We start from the raw sequence: 21,152 nt of genomic DNA, 5'->3' as shown, positions 1-21,152 counted from the left end.
GCCAACCGCGGCGGCAGTTACTCACTGCCGGACTTGGCTCAAAAGGTTTTGGAAGGGGAGCATTGCGCCCAACGGTCAAAGATGTCGCCCGCCGCGCCGGCGTTTCGCCCAAGACTGTCTCGAACGTGATGAACGGAATCATTCCGGTGAGTGGTGCCACCAGGTCCAAGGTGGAGCAGGCCATTCTCGAACTGGATTACGTCCCCAACCTCTCCGCCCGCGGACTGCGTAATGGGAGATCCGGTGTGATTGCGCTGGCCTTGCCTGACCTTGGCACGCCGTACTCGGCAGAAATTGCCCACAATATCGTCGAAGTGGCGCACGAGCAGGGCTGGATCGTGCAGATCGAGGAGACCGGCTCCGATCCCCAGCGCGAGCACGAACTCATGGTGCGCGCCCGCTCCAACCTGATCGACGGACTGATCCTTAACCCTGTCGTGCTGGATGAGAGCGCCGTCCAGGTGGGCGTTGCCCTTCCACCCGTGGTCCTGCTCGGTGAGGTGACGCAAAAGCTCGCAGACCGCGTGTTCGTGGACAGCTTCGGGGCCGCGCGGGACATGACCTTGGCCCTGGCACAGTCCGGGCGCCGCCGGATCGCCGTCTTGGGAACCACCCAGGGCAGGGGATCGGCCGCGGCAATTCAGAGAACGCAAGGCTATGAAGAGGCGTTGGCGATCCTCGGCGTTGACCGGGACGAGTCGCTGCTGATTCCCTGCGAAAAATGGACCCCGCAGACTGCTGCCGACGCGCTCACTGACTATCTGGACTCACACCCGGTTCCCGAGGCCTTGTTCTGCTTCACGGATTCCATGGCAATCGGCGCCCTGAGCGTGCTGTCGAAGAGGGGGCTGCGGATTCCGGAGGACGTTAGCGTGGCGGGCTTCGATGACATTGCCGACGGCCGCTATGCCGTTCCCTCCCTGACCACCGTCTCCTTCGACAAACGTGCCATTGCCACCGAAGCCTTGCGTCTCCTGACGGAGCGGATGGCGGACCGGGGCCAGGAACAGCGCGTGGTTTCCATCGCTTACAGGATTGTGGAGCGGGACAGCAGCCGCGGCTGAAGAGAGAGCGCCCGGTCACATTGTTTGCGCTAACAGCTTTCTCTTGCCGCGACTATTACATCGATGTAATGTGAGACCTGCGTCACCCCGGAGGGCAGTCGGCCCAAGAACGGAGCGCGCCGGAACCGGAGTTTTAGCAACAAGAAGTGACCTTTCAGCGGACCCATCCAAAGGAGTGATTGGTGAAGCAGTTTGAATTTTCTCCCGGGAAACAGTTCTCCCGGAGGCAGCTACTGACAGGAACGGCGGCCTTGGGCAGCCTTCTGGCAGCAGGCGCACTGACCGGCTGCGGTGGAAACGCGGCGGCTTCCACCGTCCGGGACATCGGGTTCTGGCATTTGCTGTCCGGTGGCGACGGTATCAAGATGCAGGCGATGATCAACAGCGCCAACCAGGCCAACCCCCAGTTCAGGGTGCATCCCACGGTGCTGGCCTGGGGGCCGCCGTACTACACCAAACTGGCCATGGCCTCGGCAGGCGGACGTCCGCCGGAGCTGGCGATCATGCATGCCAGCCGGGTTCCGGGCTACGCGCCGGGCGGCCTGATCGACCCGTGGGACCTCTCACTGCTGGCAGAGCACGGAGTGACTGGTGCTGACTTCGCTCCCCGAATCTGGGAAAAGAGCCAGCAGAACGGCCAGGTTTTCTCCATCGCCCTGGATTCACACCCGTTCATCATGTTCTACAACACGGACATCGCGAGCAAAGCCGGTGTCCTGGGCAGCAGTGGACAACTGCAGGAAGTGACTTCCCCGCAGGACTTCATGGCCATGGCCAGGGAAATGCAGAAGGTCACCCAAGCCCATGGATTGTCCTTTGGCTACCTTGGCAGTGGATCCCAGATGTGGCGGCTCTTCTACACGCTCTACAAACAGCACGGCGCGGACATCACCCTGACACCGGGCCAGCGGATGAAGGTTGACCGGGAAGCAGCCATCGAGTCGCTGGAATTCATGGCATCACTCTTCGATGACACCATCGCGGCCAAGAGCGGCGACATCAGCACCGGCATTGCGGAATTCGCCCGCGGCGACTCAGGCATGCTCTTTAGCGGCGTCTGGGAACTTCCGACGCTCAAGAAAGCAGGTCTTCCAGTGGACGCCGCAACCATTCCCACGCTCTACGGCACACCGGCTTCCTACGCAGACTCACATTCCTTCGTCCTCCCACGGCAACTGAACGTAGACGAAGAGAAGCGCCGCGACGTCTACAAGTTTGTCAGCGACGTCCTGAAGGGATCGCTCTCCTGGGCGGAAGCAGGCCACATTCCTGCGTACCAGCCCGTGGTCAAGTCGCAGGCGTACAAGGACCTCACGCCGCAGGTGCATTATGCGGATGCAGCGGATGTCATTGCCTACGATCCCGAATCCTGGTTCAGCGGCTCGGGCTCTGACTGGCAGACCTACTTTGCGGAGAACGTACAGAACGTCTTCCTGGGCCGCGACAAGGCAGCCGCAGGATGGGACGCCTTCGAAGAGCGCACCAACCACCTTCTTTCCCGTCCCAACCCTGTCTAACCGCACCGAGCGACAAAGGAGTCCTTCATGAGTTCTTCACTAGCAGCCCGGCGGCGCCCCGGGAGCCTGACCAGGAGCAACCTCAGCGGTTGGGGGTTCGCCGCGCCCTTCCTGGTTTTCTTCCTCGTTTTCCTTGTGTGGCCCCTTCTTTACGGCGTCTACATGAGCTTTACCGGCAAGTCCCTTACCGGAGCCAATGACAGCTTGATCGGCTTCGCGAATTACGCCGAGGCCTTGGCCGACGCCGGCATGTGGCGCTCGCTCGGCAACACCCTCTACTTCACGGTCATCAGCACTGTCCCGCTGGTACTGGTCGCCCTGGTGATGGCCGCACTGCTCAACGTCGGATTGCCTGCACAATGGCTGTGGCGGCTCTCCTACTTTGCGCCGTACCTGCTTGCGTCCACTGTGGTTTCGCTGTTCTTCACCTGGATGTACAACCCGCAGCTTGGCCTGATCAACGATTCCCTGGCCAAGGTCGGCATCCCCAAGGTCGCCTGGCTCAACGATCCCAACGTGGCCATGTGGGCAATCGTGATTGCCACGCTGTGGTGGACGGTCGGTTTCAACTTCCTGCTGTACCTGGCCGCAATGCAGAACATCCCGCATCAGCACTATGAGGCAGCATCCCTCGACGGCGCCGGAGCCTGGCGGCAGTTCTTCTCCATCACCCTGCCGCAACTGACCCCCACCACCGTGATGATCGTGCTCCTCCAGATCCTGGCCTCGCTCAAGATCTTCGACCAGGTGTACCAGATGACCGCTGGCGGCCCCGGAGGATCAACCCGCCCCGTGGTGCAGTACATCTTTGAAACCGGGTTCACCGGCTACCGGCTGGGCTACTCCGCAGCCATCTCCTACATCTTCTTCGGACTGATCGTGCTCGTCTCGGTCATGCAGTTCGCCATCACCCGCCGCAGGAGTGCATAACCATGGCAATTCAGACCCTCGACCGCCCCGAGTCAAGCACAAGCGCCAGCCAAGAACTCCGCCAGCCCCGCAAGAAGATGACCGCAGGCAAGATCGCCGCCGTCGTAGTCGCCGGCCTGATCGCAGTGCTGTGGCTGATCCCCTTCGCCTGGGCAACCGCCACGGCCTTCAAGACCGAGACGGATGCCGCAGCGCCGAAGATCAGCTGGCTGCCGCCGTCGGGCTTTACTCCCGAAGCGTTCGTGAAGGTTTTCCAGGACGGCAACATCCCCCTCTGGACGTGGAACTCGCTGTATACCTCGGCGGCCATCACGGCTATCACCCTGGTGATCTCTGCGTTGGTGGCCTATGCCCTGTCCCGGATCGACTTCAAGGGCAAGAAGGTGCTGATGACGGTGATCATTGCCTCGATCATCATCCCTCCGCCGGTCCTGATCATCCCGCTTTTCTACCAAATGCTCGCCCTGCACATGATTGATACCTCCTGGGCGATCATCCTGCCGCAGGTCATCCATCCGGCCATGGTGTTCGTGCTCAAAAAGTTCTTCGACCAGATTCCCCGCGAACTTGAAGAAGCCGCGGTGATGGATGGCGCCAGCCGCATGCGGATCTTCACCCAAATCATCCTGCCGCTGTCCCGGCCCATCCTGGCCGCCGTCGCCATCTTTGTGTTCATCGGCGCCTGGAACAACTTCCTGTGGCCGTTCATTGCCACCAACGACGGCGCGCTCCTCACCCTGCCGGTGGGCCTGCAGACCATTAAGAGCGCCTACGGCATCCAGTACGCGCAGAACATGGCGTCCGCCTTGCTCGCGGCGCTGCCGCTCATCCTCGTGTTCCTCTTCTTCCAGCGCCAGATCATCAAGGGCGTTGCGACGACGGGCCTCGCCGGAACCTGAATCGGCGCTTTCCGCCTCCCAGCCAACCCTCAAAAAACAGACCTTAATCAGAAACAAGGAGACGCTGCATATGTCCCGCGCACGGATCACCCTCGACCGCGACTTTACTATCGGCGAAGTACCCCGCCGCCTGTTTGGCTCCTTCGTGGAGCACATGGGCCGCTGCGTCTATACCGGCATCTACGAACCGGGCCACCCTGAAGCAGATGAAAACGGCTTCCGGCTTGACGTCCTCAAGCTGGTCAAGGAACTGGGCGCCACCGTTATCCGGTATCCCGGCGGCAACTTTGTCTCCGGCTACAACTGGGAAGACGGGATCGGCCCGCAGGAGAGCCGTCCACGCCGGCTGGACGGCGCCTGGCACACCGTGGAGTCCAATGCGTTCGGCCTGCATGAATTCGTGGACTGGTCCCGAGCGGCCGGCACGGAAATCATGGAGGCCATCAACCTGGGCACCGGGGGAGTGGACGCGGCCCGCGAGATTGTCGAATATGCCAACCACCCCGGCGGCAGCTACTGGTCCGATCTCCGCGCCAAGAACGGCCACAAGGATCCGTTCAATATCAAGCTCTGGTGCCTGGGCAACGAGATGGACGGGCCATGGCAGATCGGCCACAAGACCGCCGAGGAATACGGCCGCCTTGCTCAGGAAGCGGCCAAGGCCATGCGCTTCGTGGACCCGGATATCGAGCTGGTGGCCTGCGGAAGTTCCAACTCACGCATGCCGACTTTCGGTGCGTGGGAGCAAACGGTCCTGACGCACGCTTACGAGGAGGTGGACTACGTCTCCCTCCACGCCTACTACCAGGAGTACGAAGGGGACGCCGGCAGTTTCCTGGCCAGCGCAGTGGACACTGACTACTTCATTGAATCAGTCATCGCGACTGCCGATGCCGTCCGGGCCAAGGGAAAGCACAAGAAGCACATCAACCTTTCCTTCGACGAGTGGAACGTCTGGTACCAGCGCGGCCGGGACACCGAGGACCAGCTGCGCAACGTCGCCAAGGCGGGCTGGCGCGAGCACCCCCGGCTCATCGAGGACAAGTACAACGTGACGGACGCCGTGGTGGTGGGAACCCTGCTGAACTCGTTGCTCCGCCACGGCGACCGCGTCAAGATCGCCAACCAGGCGCAGCTGGTCAACGTCATCGCCCCCATCCTCAGCGAGGAAAACGGCCCGGCATGGCGCCAGACCATCTTCCACCCGTTCGCGCGTATGGCGGAGCTGGCCAAGGGCCAGATCCTGCGCTTGTCCGTCGACTCCGACAAATACGAAAACGCCCGCTTCGGGGACACGGACCTCGTGGATGTCAGTGCGACGTGGAACGAGGAAACGGGCCGTGTGGCGCTCTTCTTCGCGAACCGCGGCCTCGAGGAAGCGGCAGACATTGAAGTTTCACTGCGCGGGTTTGATGCCCGTCAGGTACTCCGCGCGGAGGTTTTGGAAATCCCCGAGGGCGGGGACCGTTTCATCATCAACACCCAAAGTCGTCCGGACCAGGTGGGGCTCAAGCCGTTGGAAGATGCGAAGGCGAGCGGCTCTGAACTCCGGGCAACGCTCCCGGCGCTGTCCTGGGCTGTCATTGAGCTCGATGTCGCCAAAAACTGACGCTTCTGCCGCGGCGTAGGGGAGCGGCACCAGACAGAGCGGACGACGGCGGGATCCTCCCGCCGTCGTCCGTTTCGATGAGCCGCCGCTCGGGGTGAGCGTGCGCCGACGAAAGCTACAACCGATCGAGGAAGTCCTCCGTGAACCGCTTGACGCCGTCCCACTCGGTGTACACGTAATCCCGTGACGTGTCGGTGTCCAGGGAGCCCTTGTCGCTGGTGATCTTCTTCATGACGAGGCGCTTGATGAACCCGTACTGGGTGTAGAGCAGTGCCCCGCTGAAGAGTCCCACCTGGGCCGGCCGCCAGCCGGTCTCTTCCTCGAATTTCTCCACGTAATTCTCTGCGTTCTCGGTGTCACCGTGGGCGGCCAGACTGACAGAGAAGAGCGCACACGGGACGCTTTCCAGCATCGCCCTGTTCTTCCGGACAAAGTCCCGGACGTAGTTTTCGTGCTTGCCCATATGGACCGACGCCCCGACCAGGATCGCGTCGTACCCGTCCGGGATAGCATCTCCGGCTTCCCTGATGTCTGCCATTGTGACGTCATGGCCATGTGCTTGGACCACTTCCGCGATGAACTCGGCGATCTTGGCCGTTTGGCCCTCGCTGGTCCCGTAGGGGATATAGACATTGGCCATGATTGGCCTCCTCATGGTGTTGGGCCTGTTTCACGCCACTCTGCCAACTCCCGGGATGCAGCCGTAGGGCCGAACGTCCCCCGTCGTCTGCTGTATCCGCCTTTAAGCCTCGATGGTTAAAGCCGTGCTGCCTGAGGAGGATTGAGCATGGAGGGTGGGAAGGACTTCCTGGCTCAGGTGCTGAGGTCCCAGTGGGCCCGGATGGCCTCGGCGACGGGGCCCGCGGTGACGTCCACCCGGAAGGCAACGGGCGCCGTCCCTGTCTCTTCGATTACGGTGTCGCGGTACACGCGGCCGCATTTGGGGCACAAGGTGTAGAGGTCCTCGTCCGCGGGCCATGCCGCCAACCCTTCGGGGACGGGGGTATCTCGTCCTGCGTAGACGGGTAGGCCTTGCGAGTTGGCCTGAATCAATCCGTCCTGGCTGACAGTGTTGCCGCACACGCAGGTGATTGTGGTGACATCGTGGCCGATCACAGCGGCCGTTTCAGTGTCCATGATGAGCTCCCGGTGATGGAAGGGACCTGCTGGTAACAGCTTATGCCTGCTGAATTCCGGGCGCGCCTGACGGTTAGGCCAACGCTTGTAAATTCTCATTGTGGTGGCTGCCCAACTGGGCCACGATGATCCTATGGATGCTGAAACACCTAAAGCGGTGGAACTGAGCCTTCCCCAGGCTTTCCTGCTGTTGGCCACAAATGACCAAAACGGCAAACCTGAAGTGCCGCTGTTTGCACTCAGGACAACGCTAGCCGGGGCAATATTGGCCGAGCTGGACCTGCTCGGTGCCATTGAGCTGCAGGGGAAGAACGTCCGGGCAACCGGCACTACTCCCGAAACCGAGCTCCAGCACGAGCTGGAGCTCATCCGCGGCAAGTCACGGCCGCACAGTCCCCGGCGGTGGGTCTCCATGCTGGAGGGCCGCGCCGAAACGCAGCGTGTCTATGAGGGGATGGCGTCGCTGGGCATTGTGGAACATGTCGGTGAAAAGCACCTGGGCCTGTTCCGGGCCGTGCGGTACCCGGAGAAGGACCATGCTCCGGAGGCGGCGCTCCTGAAAGAGCTTGAGGCCGCACTCAGTGGTTCCCCCTCCAAACTCGAAGTGCCGGGCACCACGGTGACCGATGCCGGGGCCTCTGGTGCGGGGACGGCGGATGGCAGCATGACCGGGTCCGCGGAGCCTGGTGGCGACGCGCCTGGGACCAAGCCCGTTTCGAAGGCACCCGCGGCCAGAACCATAGCGCTGATCGCCCTGCTTCAGGCAGCCGGACTGCTCTCGAAGCTCTTCCCGGAGGCGGATAGGATCCGGGCGGATGAGCTGGCGAAGGACTATTGGCCGGCCCGTGCCGTGGAGGATGAGCTTCGCATGATCAGGCTGGCGGAGGAAGAAGCGGCCACCTTGTGATTTCGCATCCGGGCATTCCGGGCATCGCTCATGACGCAGTGCGACGCCCCGTCCCGGTGGAGTTGGAGTTGCGGATAGGTTGAGAAGAGCGGACGACGGCGGGACGTCCCGCCGTCGTCCGCCGTATCCGCCTTCTACGCCTCGATGGTCACGCCGCGCCAGAATGCGATGCGGTCCTCGATCTGCTTGGCCCGCGCCTTGGGCGCCGGGTAGAACCAGGCCGCGTCCACGTTCAGCTTCCCGTCCACCTCGAGCGTGTGGTAGCTGGCCTTGCCCTTCCATGGACAGATGGAATAGAGGTCGCTGTCCCGCAGGTAGCCGGCGTTGACGGCGTCGCGCGGGAAGTAATGGTTGCCCTCCAGCACCACGGTGTCCGTGGATTCGGCGATGACTTTTCCGTTCCAGATAGCCCTGACCATATGGTTCCCTTCGTACGTGCCGCCGTAATGAAAGGCGGCTCGGGTCGTAGGGATGCCAACGGTGTTAAGGGCGCGAATGTTCCCGAACGGCAGACGGACTGCCGGAGGGTTCGACGGCGGTGCTACCGCGGACTATTGTCGATGACGCAGAACCGGTTCCCATCGGGATCGGCGAGGACCACGAAGTCGGGGTTCTCCGGGTACAAATCCCAATCGACGCGTCGGGCGCCAAGTGAGATCAGCCGCTCCACCTCCGCGCCCTGATCGTCGGCATACAAATCGAGGTGGGTGCGCGGGTGTTCCTGAGCCGGGGTCTCGCTCAGCATGAGTGCAAGCTGTGCGCCCGGTCCCGCCGCCGGCACGAGAATCACCCACGATTCATCGCCCGGCTCCCGCGGGACGTAGCCGAGGGCGGCGTGCCAGAAGGCGGTGGCGCGGGCGACGTCGTTGACGCCGAGGACGGTGCTGCCGATGGTCAACATCCGCCCAGCCTAATCCCGGCCGGTGATGCCTGTCTCGGCAGGGGGCGGACATCTGCTTGTCCCAGCGCCAATACGTCGGAGATTTCCGACATATACTAATTCCGTGCTTCCTGATGTGTTCGGCGCTGTCTCCAACCCGGCAAGGCGCGTCATCCTCGACGAGCTCCGCCAGGGGCCAAGGACGGCCGGCGAACTCACCGGTTTGCTCGAGCTCAGCCGCTCAGCAGCGTCCGAACACCTGGCCGTCCTTCGCGAGGCCGGCCTGGTTCGGGAAGAACGGCACGGCCGGAACCGGCTGTACCACCTCCAGCCTGCGGCGCTCGCCGAGATCGGCGGCTGGGTGAAGCACTTCGAGCACTACTGGAACCGGCGCCTCGACGCGCTGGCCGAACTTCTGGACGAGGAGAAACCGTCATGACCGAGAACGCCATCCGGCTCGAACGCCGCTTCCCGCACCCCGCCGACGCCGTGTGGGCCGCGCTGACCACGCCCGAACTGCTCGCCCGCTGGTGGGCGCCCGGTGACATCGCACCCATCGTCGGCCACCGCTTCACCCTGGACATGGGCGCTTGGGGCCAGCAGCAGTGCGAAGTCCTCATCGTGGACCCCGGCAAGTCCATCACCTTCCTCTTCTCCGAAGGCATGCTGGACACCACCATTACCTGGCGGCTTGAGTCCGTCGACGACGGCACCATCCTTCACCACGAACACGCCGGCTTCCGCCTCGACACGCCCATGGGCAAGCAGGCCATAGAAGGCATGGGCAACGGCTGGCCCGGCCTGCTGGCACGGATCGACGAGGTCCTCGCCGGCGTCTCCTGAGGCATGAGGTGAGCGGACGACGGCGGGACGTCCCGCCGTCGCCCGCTTACCTATTCGAGGTGTTCCGCACACCCCGCCCGGCCTCGCGATTCCTTTCCCCGCCGCCTTCGCCCGAAGTGTCCACCTCGTCCAGCGTGGCCGCTACCTCCATCGCGCGAAAGGTGGGGATGCCGCGCATCCGGCGGCGCCAGGACCGCACCCAGGGCCATCGCGGCGGCCAGCGGGATTTCCGGGAACAGCCACCAGACCACAAAGCCCGCGGTGATGGTGCCTCAGGGGGCTGGAACCTACCGTCCCCCGGCAGCGGAGCCGGCAAGCTGGCGCTGGCGGTGCAGGTACTCGAACAGCTGCCGCAGCCCGAAGGACCATTCCGGCAGTTCCTCGGCGCGGCCCACCTGGTTGATGAGCGCACCGAGGTGCCGGCTGCGGATGGTCACGGTGTCGCCCAGCTTGTGGGTGAAGCCCTGTCCCGGCTCGTCCCGGTCCTGCGTCGGGGCGAAGAGGGTGCCGGTGAACAGGGCGAAGCCGTCCGGATACTGGTGGTGGCGCCCGCGCGTTGCCGCCACGAGCTCCTCGAAAGGCCGGCTGATCCGGGCCACGGAATTCCGGCCCTCAAGCGAGTAGCCGTCCTCACCTTCAACCCGCAGCAGGATCTCCTCCTCGCGGAGCGTGCCCAAGGTGAAGGTGCCGTCGAACAGCCGGATAAACGGACCCAGCGCACTGGAGGCATTGTTGTCCTTGGCCTTGCCCAGCAGGAGGGCACTCCGGCCTTCAACATCGCGCAGGTTCACGTCGTTGCCGAGCGTTGCGCCCACAACAGAGCCCTCCGACGTGGCGATCAGTACCAGCTCCGGTTCCGGGTTGTTCCAGTGGGAAAACGACGGGATTCCCACCTGCGCGCCAAGCCCCACGGAGGAAAGCATCGGAGCCTTCGTGAACACCTCGGGGTCCGGGCCGATGCCCACCTCGAGGTACTGCGACCACAGCCCCTCCGCCATCAGCACCTTCTTGGCCTCGGCGGCTTCCCGGGAGCCCGGGCGGATCGAGCCGAGACTGCCGCCCAGTGCCTTCGCCACCAGCTCGCGGGTCTGCTCGGCCCGGCCGGCGTCTCCGCCGCAGCGCTCCTCGATCACGCGCTCGATCATGCTGTCCACAAACGTCACGCCGCAGGCCTTGACCACCTGCAGGTCCACCGGCGCCAGGAGATGCGGGCGGTTTGTATCCCGCGCCAGCGACGCCTCAACGATCTCCGACGTCGTCCACCGCGGCGCGGTCATCCCGGTGCGGACATCAGCCACCAGGTCCGGGCGTTCGAGAAGCTCGGAGACCGTCCCGGCCAGTGGCTGGAGGTCGTAGACGTCTCCGCCCTGGACCGCAACGACGCGCGGGCCTGACGTTTCGATGTCCCACACCCGGCCGATCAGGAGCGCGGAATCCGCGTCCTCCGGCAGCACGGACGCCGGCGTGATGTTCTTGAGCGTGTTCACTTCACATCACCGCCCGCCGTAGCCGGCGCTGCCTCCGGCCGGTGCCACTCGCCGTCGATACGCTGCGGCACACCCCACGGGTTGGCGTCCTGCAGGGGTTCCGGCAGCCGGTCCGCCGGGAAGGACTGGTAAGCGACGGGCCGCAGGAAACGCCGGATGGCGGCAGTTCCCACGGACGTGGTGTTCGACGACGTTGCCGGGTACGGTCCGCCGTGGTGCTGCGCGTAGCTGACGGTAACGCCCGTGGGCCAGCCGTTCCACAGGACCCGGCCACTGATATCGGTAAGCCGTTCGGCCAAGTCGGAGACGTCGTCGTCCGCTTCCGCCTGCAGGGTAGTGGTGAGCTGGCCCTCCAGGAGTCCGGCCAAAGCGGGAAGCTCCGACTCGTCCCCGTACTCCACAATGAGGCTCGCGGGCCCGAACATCTCCTGCCGCAGGATGGAAGGATCGCGGCGCACCGCGGCCGCGGAGGTGTGCAGCACGGTGGGTGACGGCGCCTCGGCGAAATCGCCCTCAACCAGTACCTCCACTCCCTCCATACCGCTGAGCCCGCGCACGGCACCGGCGTACCCTTCGTGCAGGCGCCCGCTGAGCAGCGGGGCAGCAGTGAAGCCTGCCAGGGCCTGGTCCAGCCCCGCCCGAACCGCGTCCGCGTGCCCGGCCGGGATGAACAGCAGCCCCGGTTTGGTGCAGAACTGGCCCATCCCCAGGGTGAAGGAGTTGGCGTAACCGGTAATGATCTCCTCGGCGCGGGCGGCCCAGGCCTTTTCAGTCGCGAAAACGGCGTTGATGCCGCCGAGCTCACCAAAGAAGGGGATGGGCTCGGGCCGCGCGGCGGCGCGGTTGAACAGGGCGCGGCCGCCCGCCGTCGAGCCGGTGAAGCCGATGGCCTTGACCAGGGGGTGGTCAACGAGGGCCTCCGCGGCGGCCCGCCCGGTAACGAGCGAGAACAGGCCGGACGGCGCACCGGCGGCGTCGAGGGACGCGATGACGATCTCCGCGGTGCGCAGCGCCAGCTGCAGGTGCCCGTCGTGCGCCTTGTGCACCACGGCGCAGCCGGCAGCCAGCGCCGAGGCGCTGTCGCCGCCCATCACGCTGAAGGCAAACGGGAAGTTGGAGGCGCCGAAGACTCCCACCGCGCCGAGCGGCACGTTGTACCGGCGCAGGTCAGGCCGCGGCCCCATGCCCCATTCCGGATCCACGTGGTCGATGGTGGCGTCGAAGTGCTCGCCGCGCCGGATCTCGTCGGCGAAGAGTCGAAGCTGGAAGGTGCTGCGCGTCAGTTCGCCGCGGAGCCGCGCCTCGGCCAGGTGCGTTTCCTGTTGCGCGAGGGCCACCAGCGCGTCGGCATCCTTGTCCAGGCCTGCCGCCACGGCGTCCAGCCACGCTGCCCGGGTGAAGGGATCCGCCGTGCGGGCTTTTCCGAAGGCGGCGTGGGCGGCCTCGACGACGGCGGCCAGCTTTTCCACGCCGGTGGTCATCGGGTGCCTCCCGACTGGGCAAGCTGGGCGCCGGTGACGGCGGCGCGGTTGCCTACTTCCGCCCAGCCGGCCCCGCCCGGGAATTCCCAGCGGGTCCGTGAGGCGCTGAACATTTCTGCGCCTGTGCCGGGCAGCTGCGGGGCAGCGTAGCGGCCGTTGGTGATGCGGACGGGCTCGGCGAAGTGCTCGTGCAGGTGGTCCACGTATTCGATCATCCGGCCGTCCTGGCTGCCGGTGATGGCCGCGTAGTCGAAGAAGGAGAAGTGCTGGACGAGCTCGCAGAGTCCCACCCCGCCGGCGTGCGGGCACACCGGGACGCCGAATTTGGCAGCGAGCAGCAGGATGGCGATGTTCTCGTTGACGCCGCCGACGCGGGTGGAATCCAGCTGGAGAACGTCGATGGAGCCGGCCTGGAGAAGCTGCTTGAACACGATGCGGCTGGCAACGGCCTCACCGGTGGCAACCCGGACCGGGGAAACACCCTTGCGGATGTCCGCGTGGCCCAGGATGTCGTCCGTGCTGGTGGGCTCTTCAATCCAGTACGGGTTGAACTCGGCCAGCTGGTTCACCCATTCGATGGCTTCTGAGACCTCCCACCGCTGGTTGGCATCAATCGCGATGGGCAGGTCACCCACTGCCTGCCGGGCCAGGGCCATGCGGCGGCGGTCGTCATTGATGTCGCCGCCCACCTTGAGCTTGATCATGGCGAAGCCGTCCGCTGCTGCTTCCTTGCTCAGCCTGACCAGCTTTTCGTCGCTGTAGCCCAGCCAGCCGGGAGAGGTGGTGTAGGCGGGGTAGCCGTCCGCTTTGAGCGCGGCGATCCGGGCGGCCTTGCCGTCTTCGCCGGCCCGGAGGATGTCCAGGGCCTGCTGTGGGTTGAGGGCGTCGCGGATATGGGTGAAGTCGACGACGTCGACGATTTCCTCCGCGGGCATTTCGCTGAGCAGGAGCCACAGGGGTTTGTTCTCACGCCGGGCCCGGATGTCCCACAGAGCGCTGACCAACGCACCCGCCGCCATCTGGGTGACGCCCTTCTCCGGGCCCAGCCAGCGCAGCTGTGAATCGTGGATGAGCCGCTTTGATGCGTTGCCCAGGTCGTAAATGAGCTCATCGATCTCGCGGCCGCGCAGGAGGGCGGCGTAGGAGTCGATGGCATGGGTGATGATTTCGTTGCCGCGTCCGCAGCTGAACACAAAGCCGTGTCCTTCATCGCCCGCGTCGGTGCGGATGACCACATAGGCGGCGGAGTAGTCCGGGTCAACGTTGACCGCGTCGGAGCCATCGAGCTCCAGGGACGTGGGGAAGCGGACGTCCTGGGTGTGGATGGAAGTAATGGAAGGCATGCTGTTCTTCTCTCTGCAATCTGAGGAGTGAGGGCAATTCCTATACGAATCCTCATAATCATATAGGAAGTGTGACGCAGATCAAGGGGCAGGTGCAGAAGTGGGGCAAAAAAATGCCCCGGCCTGAAGCCGGGGCACTCATTCACGTCACACGATGCGGGTCCTGGGCGGTCCGCCCTCCTCGAGCGGCTCAAGATCAACAGTTCCCTCGAAGGCCTGGGCAAAGCGAGTGAAGGAGTTTCTGATGTGCTGCGCCATCGCCTCCTCCGCCGCTTCGGGCCGGCAGGCCAGAATTGCCTCCCTGACTGCTGAATGCTCCGCTACCGTGATGGCCCCGTCGACGTCGGCCGGGTACAGGCGGAAGGTGTGCAGGTGGCAGTGGGTCTGGGCGAACGCATGCCGGACCACCGGGTTTCCGGCTGCCGCCAGGATGGTGTCATGAAAGCGGGTGTCGTGAGCAACGAGGTCCTGCCGAAGATCCTGCCCGCCCCGCATCACTTCCTGGAAGGCGGTGAGTTCCTTTTCCAGTGCACGGGCGGGGTTGGCCAGCCGGTCCACTGCTGCCGCCCGGGCAGCCCACGGCTCAACCAGCAGCCTGAATTCAAACAAGGAGCGCAGTTCGTCCAGTCCGAGCAGGGGAGTGGTGCTGTAGCCGCGGCCCGGTGTGTAGACCACGAGGTTGTCACCCTCCAGCCGCTGGAGCACCTCCCGGACGGGCGTTTGTGACACGCCCATGCTGCGGGAAACCGCGTCGATGTTGATCCGCGTTCCGGGTTCGATCTCACCATTGAGGATGGACGTCCGCATGGCGGAGTAGACGTCGGTAACGGCCGCTTTCGTGCGGGACGTATCGGACGGTTGACGTGGGGGCACGCGTTTTACCTCTTTGCATGGGTGGCCGGAGTCGCTGTGGGAATCATAAGCCACCGGCCCGTTTCGTCGCGGTGGGGAAGTTTTTCGGACCCTGCACTTGTCCTGGATCACTTTCCATATATGATTGTCATAATTCCTATACGATCATTCCCCCTTAAAACCCGTCGCCTGGCCGTCCCCGTGCCACTGCGCCCAAAGCCCGTGTTTACGTCAAAGGAGACCGTATGACTGCTCTAGGCAGTAGGCTTGCCCCTAAAAATTCCCCCAAGGCCCCCCGCACCATGACCCGTAAACGTTGGATGATCATCTGGCTCGCCTTCATCGGGTTGAGCATCAACTACCTGGACCGTTCCAGCCTCAGCGTGGCGCTGCCGTTCATGGGCAAGGACTTCGAGCTCTCAGCCACCCAGCAGGGCCTGATCTTCGCCGCTTTCTTCTGGGCCTACGATTTCTGCCAGTTGGCAGCCGGCTGGTACGTCGACAAGGTGGGCCCCCGCCGGTCGTTCTCCCTGGCCGCCGTATGGTGGTCCGTTTTCACCATGGTCACCGCCGCTGCCACGAACTTCTGGTCCCTCTTTGCTGCCCGGTTCCTGCTCGGGGTGGGTGAGAGCCCCGCTCCGAGTACTGCCGCCAAGGTAGTGGCCACGTGGTTCCCCGTCCGGGAGCGCGCATTTGCCACCAGCATCTGGGATTCGGGCTCCCGCGTGGGAGCGGTCATCGCCCTGCCGATCGTTACCCTGATCGTTGCGTTCACCTCGTGGCACGCCGTATTCATCATCATCGGCGTCGCGGGCCTCATCTGGGCCGCGGTCTGGTGGAAGGTCTACCGCAGCCCGGAAGAGCACCCGACGGCGGACGCCGCCGAGGTTGCCTACATCCGGGAAGGCGGTGCGCGGAGTGCCGCCAGTGACGACGAGAGCGCAGCGAAGCTGCCGTGGCGGTCGCTTTTCAAGTACCGCACCGTCCTCAGCATGATGTTCGGATTCTTCTGCCTCAACAGCGCCATCTACTTCTTCATCACGTTCTTCCCGAGCTACCTGGTGAAAGAGCGGGGCTTTGACCTGCTCAAACTGGGCTTCTTTGGCGCCATTCCCGGCATCTGCGCCGTGGCATTCGGCTGGCTGGCCGGCTATGTTGCCGACCGTGCCGTCCAGCGCGGCGTCTCGGTGACCCGGGTTCGCAAGACCGCCATCGCCGGCGGCCTGGCGGGCGGTTCGGTCATCATGTTCGCGGCATTGGTGCCCGAGGCCTGGATGGCGTTGGCCCTGCTCTCGGTTGCCTACTCCAGCCTGACCGTCGCGGCCACGGGCATCTGGTCCCTTCCGGCCGACGTTGCCCCGAGCTCACGGCATGTGGGTTCCATTGGCGGCCTTCAGAACTTCGCCTCCAACCTTGCCGGCATCTTCACCCCCATCCTGATCGGCGTCCTGGTGGACCAGACCGGCTCCTTCGTGGCGCCGCTCGCCGTCATCGGTGGTGTGGCCCTGGTCGGCGCCGCCAACTACCTGTTTGTGATGGGCAAGATCGAGCCGCTGAAGGTGGCTGAGCCCGCCAAAATGTAGGGCAGCGACCCGCGAGCAAGCGGACGACGGCGGGAGGTTCCGCCGTCGTCCGCTTTGGTGTCTGCTCCGGAAAGTACCGAAACCTGCCCGTGACTTACGCGGTCAGTTCCGGAAGAACAACCAACCCGTCGGCAACCAGCCTGCCGTTGTGGGTGACGGTACGGTCCGTGCCGCGGTCCATGACGGCGCTGGTGACGGTTTCGCCCTCCACCATAACGATATTTGCTGCGTCTCCAACAGTGAGGCCGGGCCGGTCATCCGTACTGGTGAGGCGCTGAACCGTGCGGTCCACGATGGAGGCGCCTCCGACGGTGGCGATCGCCGCGCAGTGCTCGATCAGCCGGTCCTTGCGCAGCCGGTGGGTGAAGGCCAACTGCCAGGTGCGGTCCAGCATGTCGCAATTACCGTACGGGCTCCAGTAGTCCCGTTGGCCGTCCTCGCCAAGACCCACGCGGATCCCGGCCGCGGTCATCTGGGCCAGGTCGAACTGTGTGCCGCCGCTTGCCGGGGCCACCGTTGCCCAGGCGACGTCCAGTTCGGCCATCTGCTCCATGATCCGGGCTGTCACATCGGGGTGGACGTTGGCCAGATCGTAAGCGTGGGACAGCGACACGCGTCCCTGCATGGCCAGTGCGCGGGTGCGTTCGAAGACAAGTTCCGCGCTGAAGACCCCAAGCTGCCCGGGCTCGTGAAGGTGGATATCGACGTCGACCCCGTACTTCTCAGCCAGGCCGAACACGATGTCCAAATGGCGCACCGGATCGCGGTCCAGCTGGCAGGGGTCGATGCCGCCGATAGTCGTGGCCCCCGCCCGCAATGCCTCCTCGAGCAGCGGGACAGTGCCTTCCTCCAGCAGGATGCCGGCCTGGGGGAAAGCCATGATCTCCACGTCCGCCGCGCGGGCAAAGCGCTCCTTCGCGGCCATGACTGCCTCGAAGCGCTCAAGCTTGCAGTCCACGTCGATCTGGGCGTAGGAACGGACGCGCGTGGTGCCCCGGGCGATCATCCGTTCCAGCGTCCCCGCCACCACATCAGGGTAGGGGATGGGGGTGCCGCGCCAGTTTTCCCGGTCATTGCGCATCATGTTCCACACGCCCGGCGAGCCCGTGTGCCCCCGGAACGGCAGCCCGATCCGGGTCGAGTCCAGGTGGACGTGCACATCCGTGAATGCCGGGAGGGCAATTCGGCCGCGCCCGTCCAGTTTCTGGCCGTCAGCGTCATCAGTTACGGCGCCGGTCCCGGCCGCGTGGACGGCCGAGATCCGTCCCCCGCTAATCTCCAGGTCTACGGCGTCCCCGCCCCACGAACGGACATTGGTGATGAGCATGCCTGATTCCTTCTGCAGTGCTGTGCGGTGAACGGTCTGTGGTGTTACGACGGCAGGGAAGGCACCGATCCTACGCGCCGGCGTCTTCCCTGCCGCAGCATAGGCTAGAAATGGAAGGCGAGCTGCGCAATGACTGCCGCGGCGACGAAGCTCGCGGTGAAGGTCATCAGGGCGACGATGATGATCTTCCAGCTCAGTGAGCGGAGCGCCTTCACATCTCGGCCCAGTGACATGCCGATAAGGGCGATCATGGGCAGGCCTGCGAAGAGGACGTTGATGTTCTGGGTAGTGGAGGCAATGAACGGGCCGACGGGCAGGAACGTCGCGGAGGCAATCGTTGCCAGGGCCAGGACCCAGATGCTGGACGGAACTGCTCTGACGAGCTTGGCGAGAACCAGGGCGATGGCAGTAAGTGCCAGAAGGATTGTCACGCCGACCACATCCAGCGGCCGCACTGATCCCGTGCCGAGCGCGTTCAGGAGGACGCCGGCCGCTCCTGTCGCGGCGAACGCGGCGAGCCACGTCTTGGGGGAGCGGACAACAACGGGGTCCGCTTCGATGCCGTGGACGTCCACGGTGTCAGTGCCGGACAACTCATCCGGCTCCGTGACCGCGCCGCCCCGGTGTGCCTGGACGGACCCGCCTGCTTGGGTCCCGGCTGCGGCGCCAAGGAGAGCTCCGCGGCGGACACGGCGGCCCAGGTCGTCCCGTCCGAAGATACGGGACCACATCCTGTAGAGCTTTTGGCACATCGGTAGCGCGATGAAAACGCCGGCGTAGAAGCCCACGATGTTGGTCACCAGGTTGGAGAGGGCAGCGAGGGCCATGATCTCGCCCGCCATTTCCGGGTACAGGATGGACAGGGCACCCACGCCGCCGAGCATCATGGAGGCGGACCCGAGGCCAAGTCCCAGCGCGAGGGCCCGCGGGTCAAAGAAGTCCAGTCCCCCCAGAAGGCCTGCCAGCAGCGAGATGAACACGGCGCCGAACACACTGCCCAGAACCCACACAGCGAACACGCCGCGGTACTCGGGGGAGCGGACGCCAAAGCGCTGAATGGCGAAGGCAAGGTAGGACTCGCGGTCAATCGACCAGGTGGCGCCGACCGCAGTGCGGCCCAGGCCAAGCGCAACAGCGACCGGCAGGGCCAGGATCACCGTGCCCACCACGTGGCCCACCTCCTGCAGCAGGATCGCAGGACCGATGCCGGTGAACTTCGTCAGGGACGGGCCGATCTGCGTGCCGAGGCCCGCCAGGAAGAACACGATGGAGACGTCCATGAGGTGGGTGGACACTGCACGGGCACGCCCCCCGATTGGTTTCCATCTCTGCACTCCAAGAAAGCCGCCGATGAGCACGGTCCACAGGATTGGCATCAGGACGATCGCGGCCGGGCCGAGGTGGAACTTGTGGGTTCCGATCATGATGGCCACGGCACAGACGGCGGTGGAGATCGCGATCATCGCAAACCACAGGACGGGTCGGGCACGGAAAGTACGCGACGGTACCGCGTCCACCAGGACGGACGCGGTACCGCCTGTGGTCTTCGCTTCATTGCGCATGACGCAGGCCTTTCGAGGGGGAACAGGGAGAGGAACAAGAACATCCCGCAGTTTGGGAATGTCGTTCTGGTATACCAAAAGACTGTATACTCATACCTTGTGAGAGGCAAGTCACATTTTGTAGCCGGCCGGAGTGATCCCCGGCGGCAGGTGCAAGGAGGCACGATGTACACGAAAATCTCAGCCCGGTACGTTCTGGGTTTTGATGGAAAGCGGCACACCCTCGTTGAGGACGGCGAAGTCGTGTTCGAAGGAGATGTCATCGTTTTTGTGGGGCGGGGCTATAGTGGCCCGGTTGATGAGGAACGCGACTACGGCAAGAGCCTTGTCATGCCCGGCCTGATCGACTTGGATGCCCTCGCCGACATTGACCACCTGATCCTCGACTCATGGCCTTCGCCCGACGTTGCGGCCGGCCATCTGTGGTCCGAGGACTACTTCGCCAACCGCCGCAGGGACGTGTTCAGCCGGGCTGAGCGCGCTCAGGTCCGGGAATTCGCGCTGGCGCAGCTGGCCCTGCACGGCATTACCACCTACATGCCGATCGCCTCGGAGATCCACAGTTCCTGGGCTGAAGGCCTCGATGAACTCGTGGACATGGCAGGGACCAGCCGGCGGATCGGACTCCGGGGCTACCTCGGGCCGGCCTACCGTTCGGGAGTCCATGTCACCACTGACGCAGGCGGCCGCGAGGTCCACTTCGATGAAGCCCGTGGGGTTGCCGGACTGCAGGACGCACAGGACTTCCTGGACTATGCTGTCGACCTCGCGGACCCGCTCATCACCGGCGTCCTGCTGCCGTGCCGCATTGAGACGTTGTCCGAAAACCTCATGCGGGAGACTGCCCGGATTGCCCGCGACCGCGACGCGCTCGTCCGGCTGCACTGCCTCCAGTCACCCTTGGAAGACGGGCTGCTGCAGCGCTCTGCCGGACGCGGCGTGCTGGAGCTCCTCGAATCCACCGGCCTTTTCGGTACACGGCTCCTCATCCCGCACGGCGTGGTGATCGACGCCAAGGACCCTGCCGCGGCGGGGCCCGGAGGCCCGCTGGACCTGCTGGCGCGCCATGGGGTCAGCATTGTCCACTGCCCCCTGACGTCGTTCCGTTACCAGAAGCAGCTTGTCTCGTTCGACCGCTTCCGCGAGGCGGGCGTCAACTTGTGCCTGGGCACCGACTCCTTCCCGCCGGACCTGGTCCGCGGCATCGATGCGGGCATGCACCTGACCCGGCTGGTCGAGGAAAGGCCCGGCGCCGGCGCCCTGACTGACTACTTCGACGCCGCCACCCTTGGCGGGGCCAAGGCCCTTGGGCGGCCGGACCTGGGAAGGCTTGCCCCCGGCATGCAGGCGGACATCACGGTGGTCTCGCTGGGCCATTTCGCGGACGGGGTCGTTGAAGATCCGCTGCGCACCCTGGTGCTGAACGGTACGGCGCGCCAAGTGACGGACACTTTCGTGGCCGGGCGGCCGGTAGTGGTGGAAGGCGCCCTGCCCGGCGTCGACCTCGCGGCGCTTCGGGCCGAGGGCCAGCGCCTCTTCGACCAGATGAAGGCTGCCTACGGAGAACGGGACCACCGGCGCCGGGAAGCGGACGAGCTGTTTCCGCCTGCCTATCCGCAGGCGGACATCGTTACCCCGGCAGCCGTTTCATGACGCACTCTATTCGTAACGCCGTTGCCGTCTACTATTGGTTTGGTATACCAAATGGGCTACCGTGGATGGACACGAGGG

20 protein-coding genes are annotated in these 21,152 nt (G+C 64.7%); 10 read left to right on the top strand and 10 right to left on the bottom strand.

Translation table 11 applies throughout. The features are described from left to right. The first annotated feature begins 62 nt into the window (after positions 1 to 62). From FBY31_RS10885 to arfA, 5 genes are all read left to right on the top strand, one after another. Complete coding sequence (locus FBY31_RS10885; RefSeq protein WP_142040505.1) at positions 63 to 1,064, top strand: LacI family DNA-binding transcriptional regulator; 1,002 nt, start codon at positions 63 to 65, stop codon at positions 1,062 to 1,064. Positions 1,065 to 1,246: 182 nt separating this feature from the next. Further along, positions 1,247 to 2,581, top strand: a complete 1,335-nt coding sequence (locus FBY31_RS10880) for an extracellular solute-binding protein (RefSeq protein WP_142040502.1) — start codon at positions 1,247 to 1,249, stop codon at positions 2,579 to 2,581. Between the two features lie 27 nt (positions 2,582 to 2,608). Then, positions 2,609 to 3,511: a carbohydrate ABC transporter permease gene (locus FBY31_RS10875; RefSeq protein ID WP_142040499.1), complete on the top strand. Its 903-nt coding sequence runs from the start codon at positions 2,609 to 2,611 to the stop codon at positions 3,509 to 3,511. Positions 3,512 to 3,513: 2 nt separating this feature from the next. Next, positions 3,514 to 4,410 (top strand): carbohydrate ABC transporter permease, encoded by an 897-nt coding sequence (locus FBY31_RS10870; RefSeq protein ID WP_142040496.1) that lies wholly within the window; start codon positions 3,514 to 3,516, stop codon positions 4,408 to 4,410. 70 nt (positions 4,411 to 4,480) lie between these two features. Next, complete coding sequence (arfA, locus tag FBY31_RS10865) at positions 4,481 to 6,019, top strand: arabinosylfuranosidase ArfA (RefSeq protein ID WP_142040492.1); 1,539 nt, start codon at positions 4,481 to 4,483, stop codon at positions 6,017 to 6,019. Positions 6,020 to 6,134: 115 nt separating this feature from the next. Here arfA and FBY31_RS10860 read toward each other — a convergent pair whose 3' ends face one another. Together FBY31_RS10860 and FBY31_RS10855 are read right to left on the bottom strand one after the other, a co-directional pair. Continuing rightward, complete coding sequence (locus FBY31_RS10860; RefSeq protein ID WP_142040489.1) at positions 6,135 to 6,659, bottom strand: flavodoxin domain-containing protein; 525 nt, start codon at positions 6,657 to 6,659, stop codon at positions 6,135 to 6,137. Positions 6,660 to 6,832: 173 nt separating this feature from the next. After that, the gene (locus tag FBY31_RS10855; protein WP_142040486.1) at positions 6,833 to 7,156 is read right to left on the bottom strand and encodes a hypothetical protein; all 324 of its coding nucleotides are present in this window, start codon (positions 7,154 to 7,156) and stop codon (positions 6,833 to 6,835) included. A gap of 133 nt (positions 7,157 to 7,289) precedes the next feature. On the opposite strand from FBY31_RS10855, the gene FBY31_RS10850 reads away from it, so the two are divergent. After that, a complete protein-coding gene (locus FBY31_RS10850; RefSeq protein WP_142040483.1) occupies positions 7,290 to 8,063 on the top strand; it encodes a GOLPH3/VPS74 family protein in 774 nt (257 codons plus the stop codon). A 134-nt stretch (positions 8,064 to 8,197) separates the two neighbouring features. On the opposite strand, the gene FBY31_RS10845 is transcribed toward FBY31_RS10850, so the two are convergent. Both FBY31_RS10845 and FBY31_RS10840 read right to left on the bottom strand, forming a co-directional pair. Next, complete coding sequence (locus FBY31_RS10845) at positions 8,198 to 8,482, bottom strand: DUF427 domain-containing protein (RefSeq protein WP_142040480.1); 285 nt, start codon at positions 8,480 to 8,482, stop codon at positions 8,198 to 8,200. Between the two features lie 122 nt (positions 8,483 to 8,604). After that, on the bottom strand, positions 8,605 to 8,964 hold the full coding sequence (locus FBY31_RS10840; protein WP_142040477.1) for a VOC family protein: 360 nt from the start codon (positions 8,962 to 8,964) through the stop codon (positions 8,605 to 8,607). Positions 8,965 to 9,067: 103 nt separating this feature from the next. On the opposite strand from FBY31_RS10840, the gene FBY31_RS10835 reads away from it, so the two are divergent. Beyond that, positions 9,068 to 9,382 (top strand): ArsR/SmtB family transcription factor, encoded by a 315-nt coding sequence (locus tag FBY31_RS10835; RefSeq protein WP_142040475.1) that lies wholly within the window; start codon positions 9,068 to 9,070, stop codon positions 9,380 to 9,382. Then, positions 9,379 to 9,786, top strand: coding sequence for an SRPBCC family protein (locus tag FBY31_RS10830; protein ID WP_142040472.1), 408 nt, complete (start codon positions 9,379 to 9,381; stop codon positions 9,784 to 9,786). The genes FBY31_RS10835 and FBY31_RS10830 overlap by 4 nt, the downstream gene beginning before the upstream one ends. Before the next feature lie 287 nt (positions 9,787 to 10,073). Here FBY31_RS10830 and FBY31_RS10825 read toward each other — a convergent pair whose 3' ends face one another. The 4 genes from FBY31_RS10825 to FBY31_RS10810 form a co-directional block, all read right to left on the bottom strand. Beyond that, on the bottom strand, positions 10,074 to 11,273 hold the full coding sequence (locus FBY31_RS10825; RefSeq protein WP_142040469.1) for a fumarylacetoacetate hydrolase family protein: 1,200 nt from the start codon (positions 11,271 to 11,273) through the stop codon (positions 10,074 to 10,076). After that, entirely contained in the window at positions 11,270 to 12,754 is a 1,485-nt protein-coding gene (locus tag FBY31_RS10820; protein ID WP_142040466.1) for an aldehyde dehydrogenase (NADP(+)), read from the bottom strand. Before FBY31_RS10820 ends, FBY31_RS10825 begins: the two co-directional genes overlap by 4 nt. After that, positions 12,751 to 14,097, bottom strand: a complete 1,347-nt coding sequence (locus FBY31_RS10815; protein WP_142040463.1) for an L-fuconate dehydratase — start codon at positions 14,095 to 14,097, stop codon at positions 12,751 to 12,753. The genes FBY31_RS10820 and FBY31_RS10815 overlap by 4 nt, the downstream gene beginning before the upstream one ends. Positions 14,098 to 14,244: 147 nt before the next feature. After that, positions 14,245 to 14,970 (bottom strand): GntR family transcriptional regulator, encoded by a 726-nt coding sequence (locus FBY31_RS10810; RefSeq protein ID WP_235013019.1) that lies wholly within the window; start codon positions 14,968 to 14,970, stop codon positions 14,245 to 14,247. Positions 14,971 to 15,251: 281 nt separating this feature from the next. Between FBY31_RS10810 and FBY31_RS10805 the strand changes: the two genes are divergently transcribed. Next, the gene (locus FBY31_RS10805; protein WP_235013018.1) at positions 15,252 to 16,532 is read left to right on the top strand and encodes an MFS transporter; all 1,281 of its coding nucleotides are present in this window, start codon (positions 15,252 to 15,254) and stop codon (positions 16,530 to 16,532) included. A 94-nt stretch (positions 16,533 to 16,626) separates the two neighbouring features. On the opposite strand, the gene FBY31_RS10800 is transcribed toward FBY31_RS10805, so the two are convergent. Both FBY31_RS10800 and FBY31_RS10795 read right to left on the bottom strand, forming a co-directional pair. Beyond that, on the bottom strand, positions 16,627 to 17,859 hold the full coding sequence (locus FBY31_RS10800) for an amidohydrolase family protein (RefSeq protein WP_142040457.1): 1,233 nt from the start codon (positions 17,857 to 17,859) through the stop codon (positions 16,627 to 16,629). Positions 17,860 to 17,963: 104 nt separating this feature from the next. Then, positions 17,964 to 19,421 carry a DUF3100 domain-containing protein gene (locus FBY31_RS10795; RefSeq protein ID WP_235013017.1) on the bottom strand — a complete coding sequence of 486 codons (1,458 nt, stop codon included), beginning with the start codon at positions 19,419 to 19,421 and terminating at the stop codon, positions 17,964 to 17,966. Positions 19,422 to 19,586: 165 nt separating this feature from the next. Between FBY31_RS10795 and FBY31_RS10790 the strand changes: the two genes are divergently transcribed. Next, entirely contained in the window at positions 19,587 to 21,074 is a 1,488-nt protein-coding gene (locus FBY31_RS10790) for an amidohydrolase family protein (RefSeq protein WP_142040454.1), read from the top strand. Positions 21,075 to 21,152 lie beyond the last annotated feature (78 nt).

Source organism: Arthrobacter sp. SLBN-100, assembly GCF_006715305.1.
Classification (GTDB): domain Bacteria; phylum Actinomycetota; class Actinomycetes; order Actinomycetales; family Micrococcaceae; genus Arthrobacter.
This window is presented reverse-complemented; position numbering and strand designations above follow the sequence as displayed.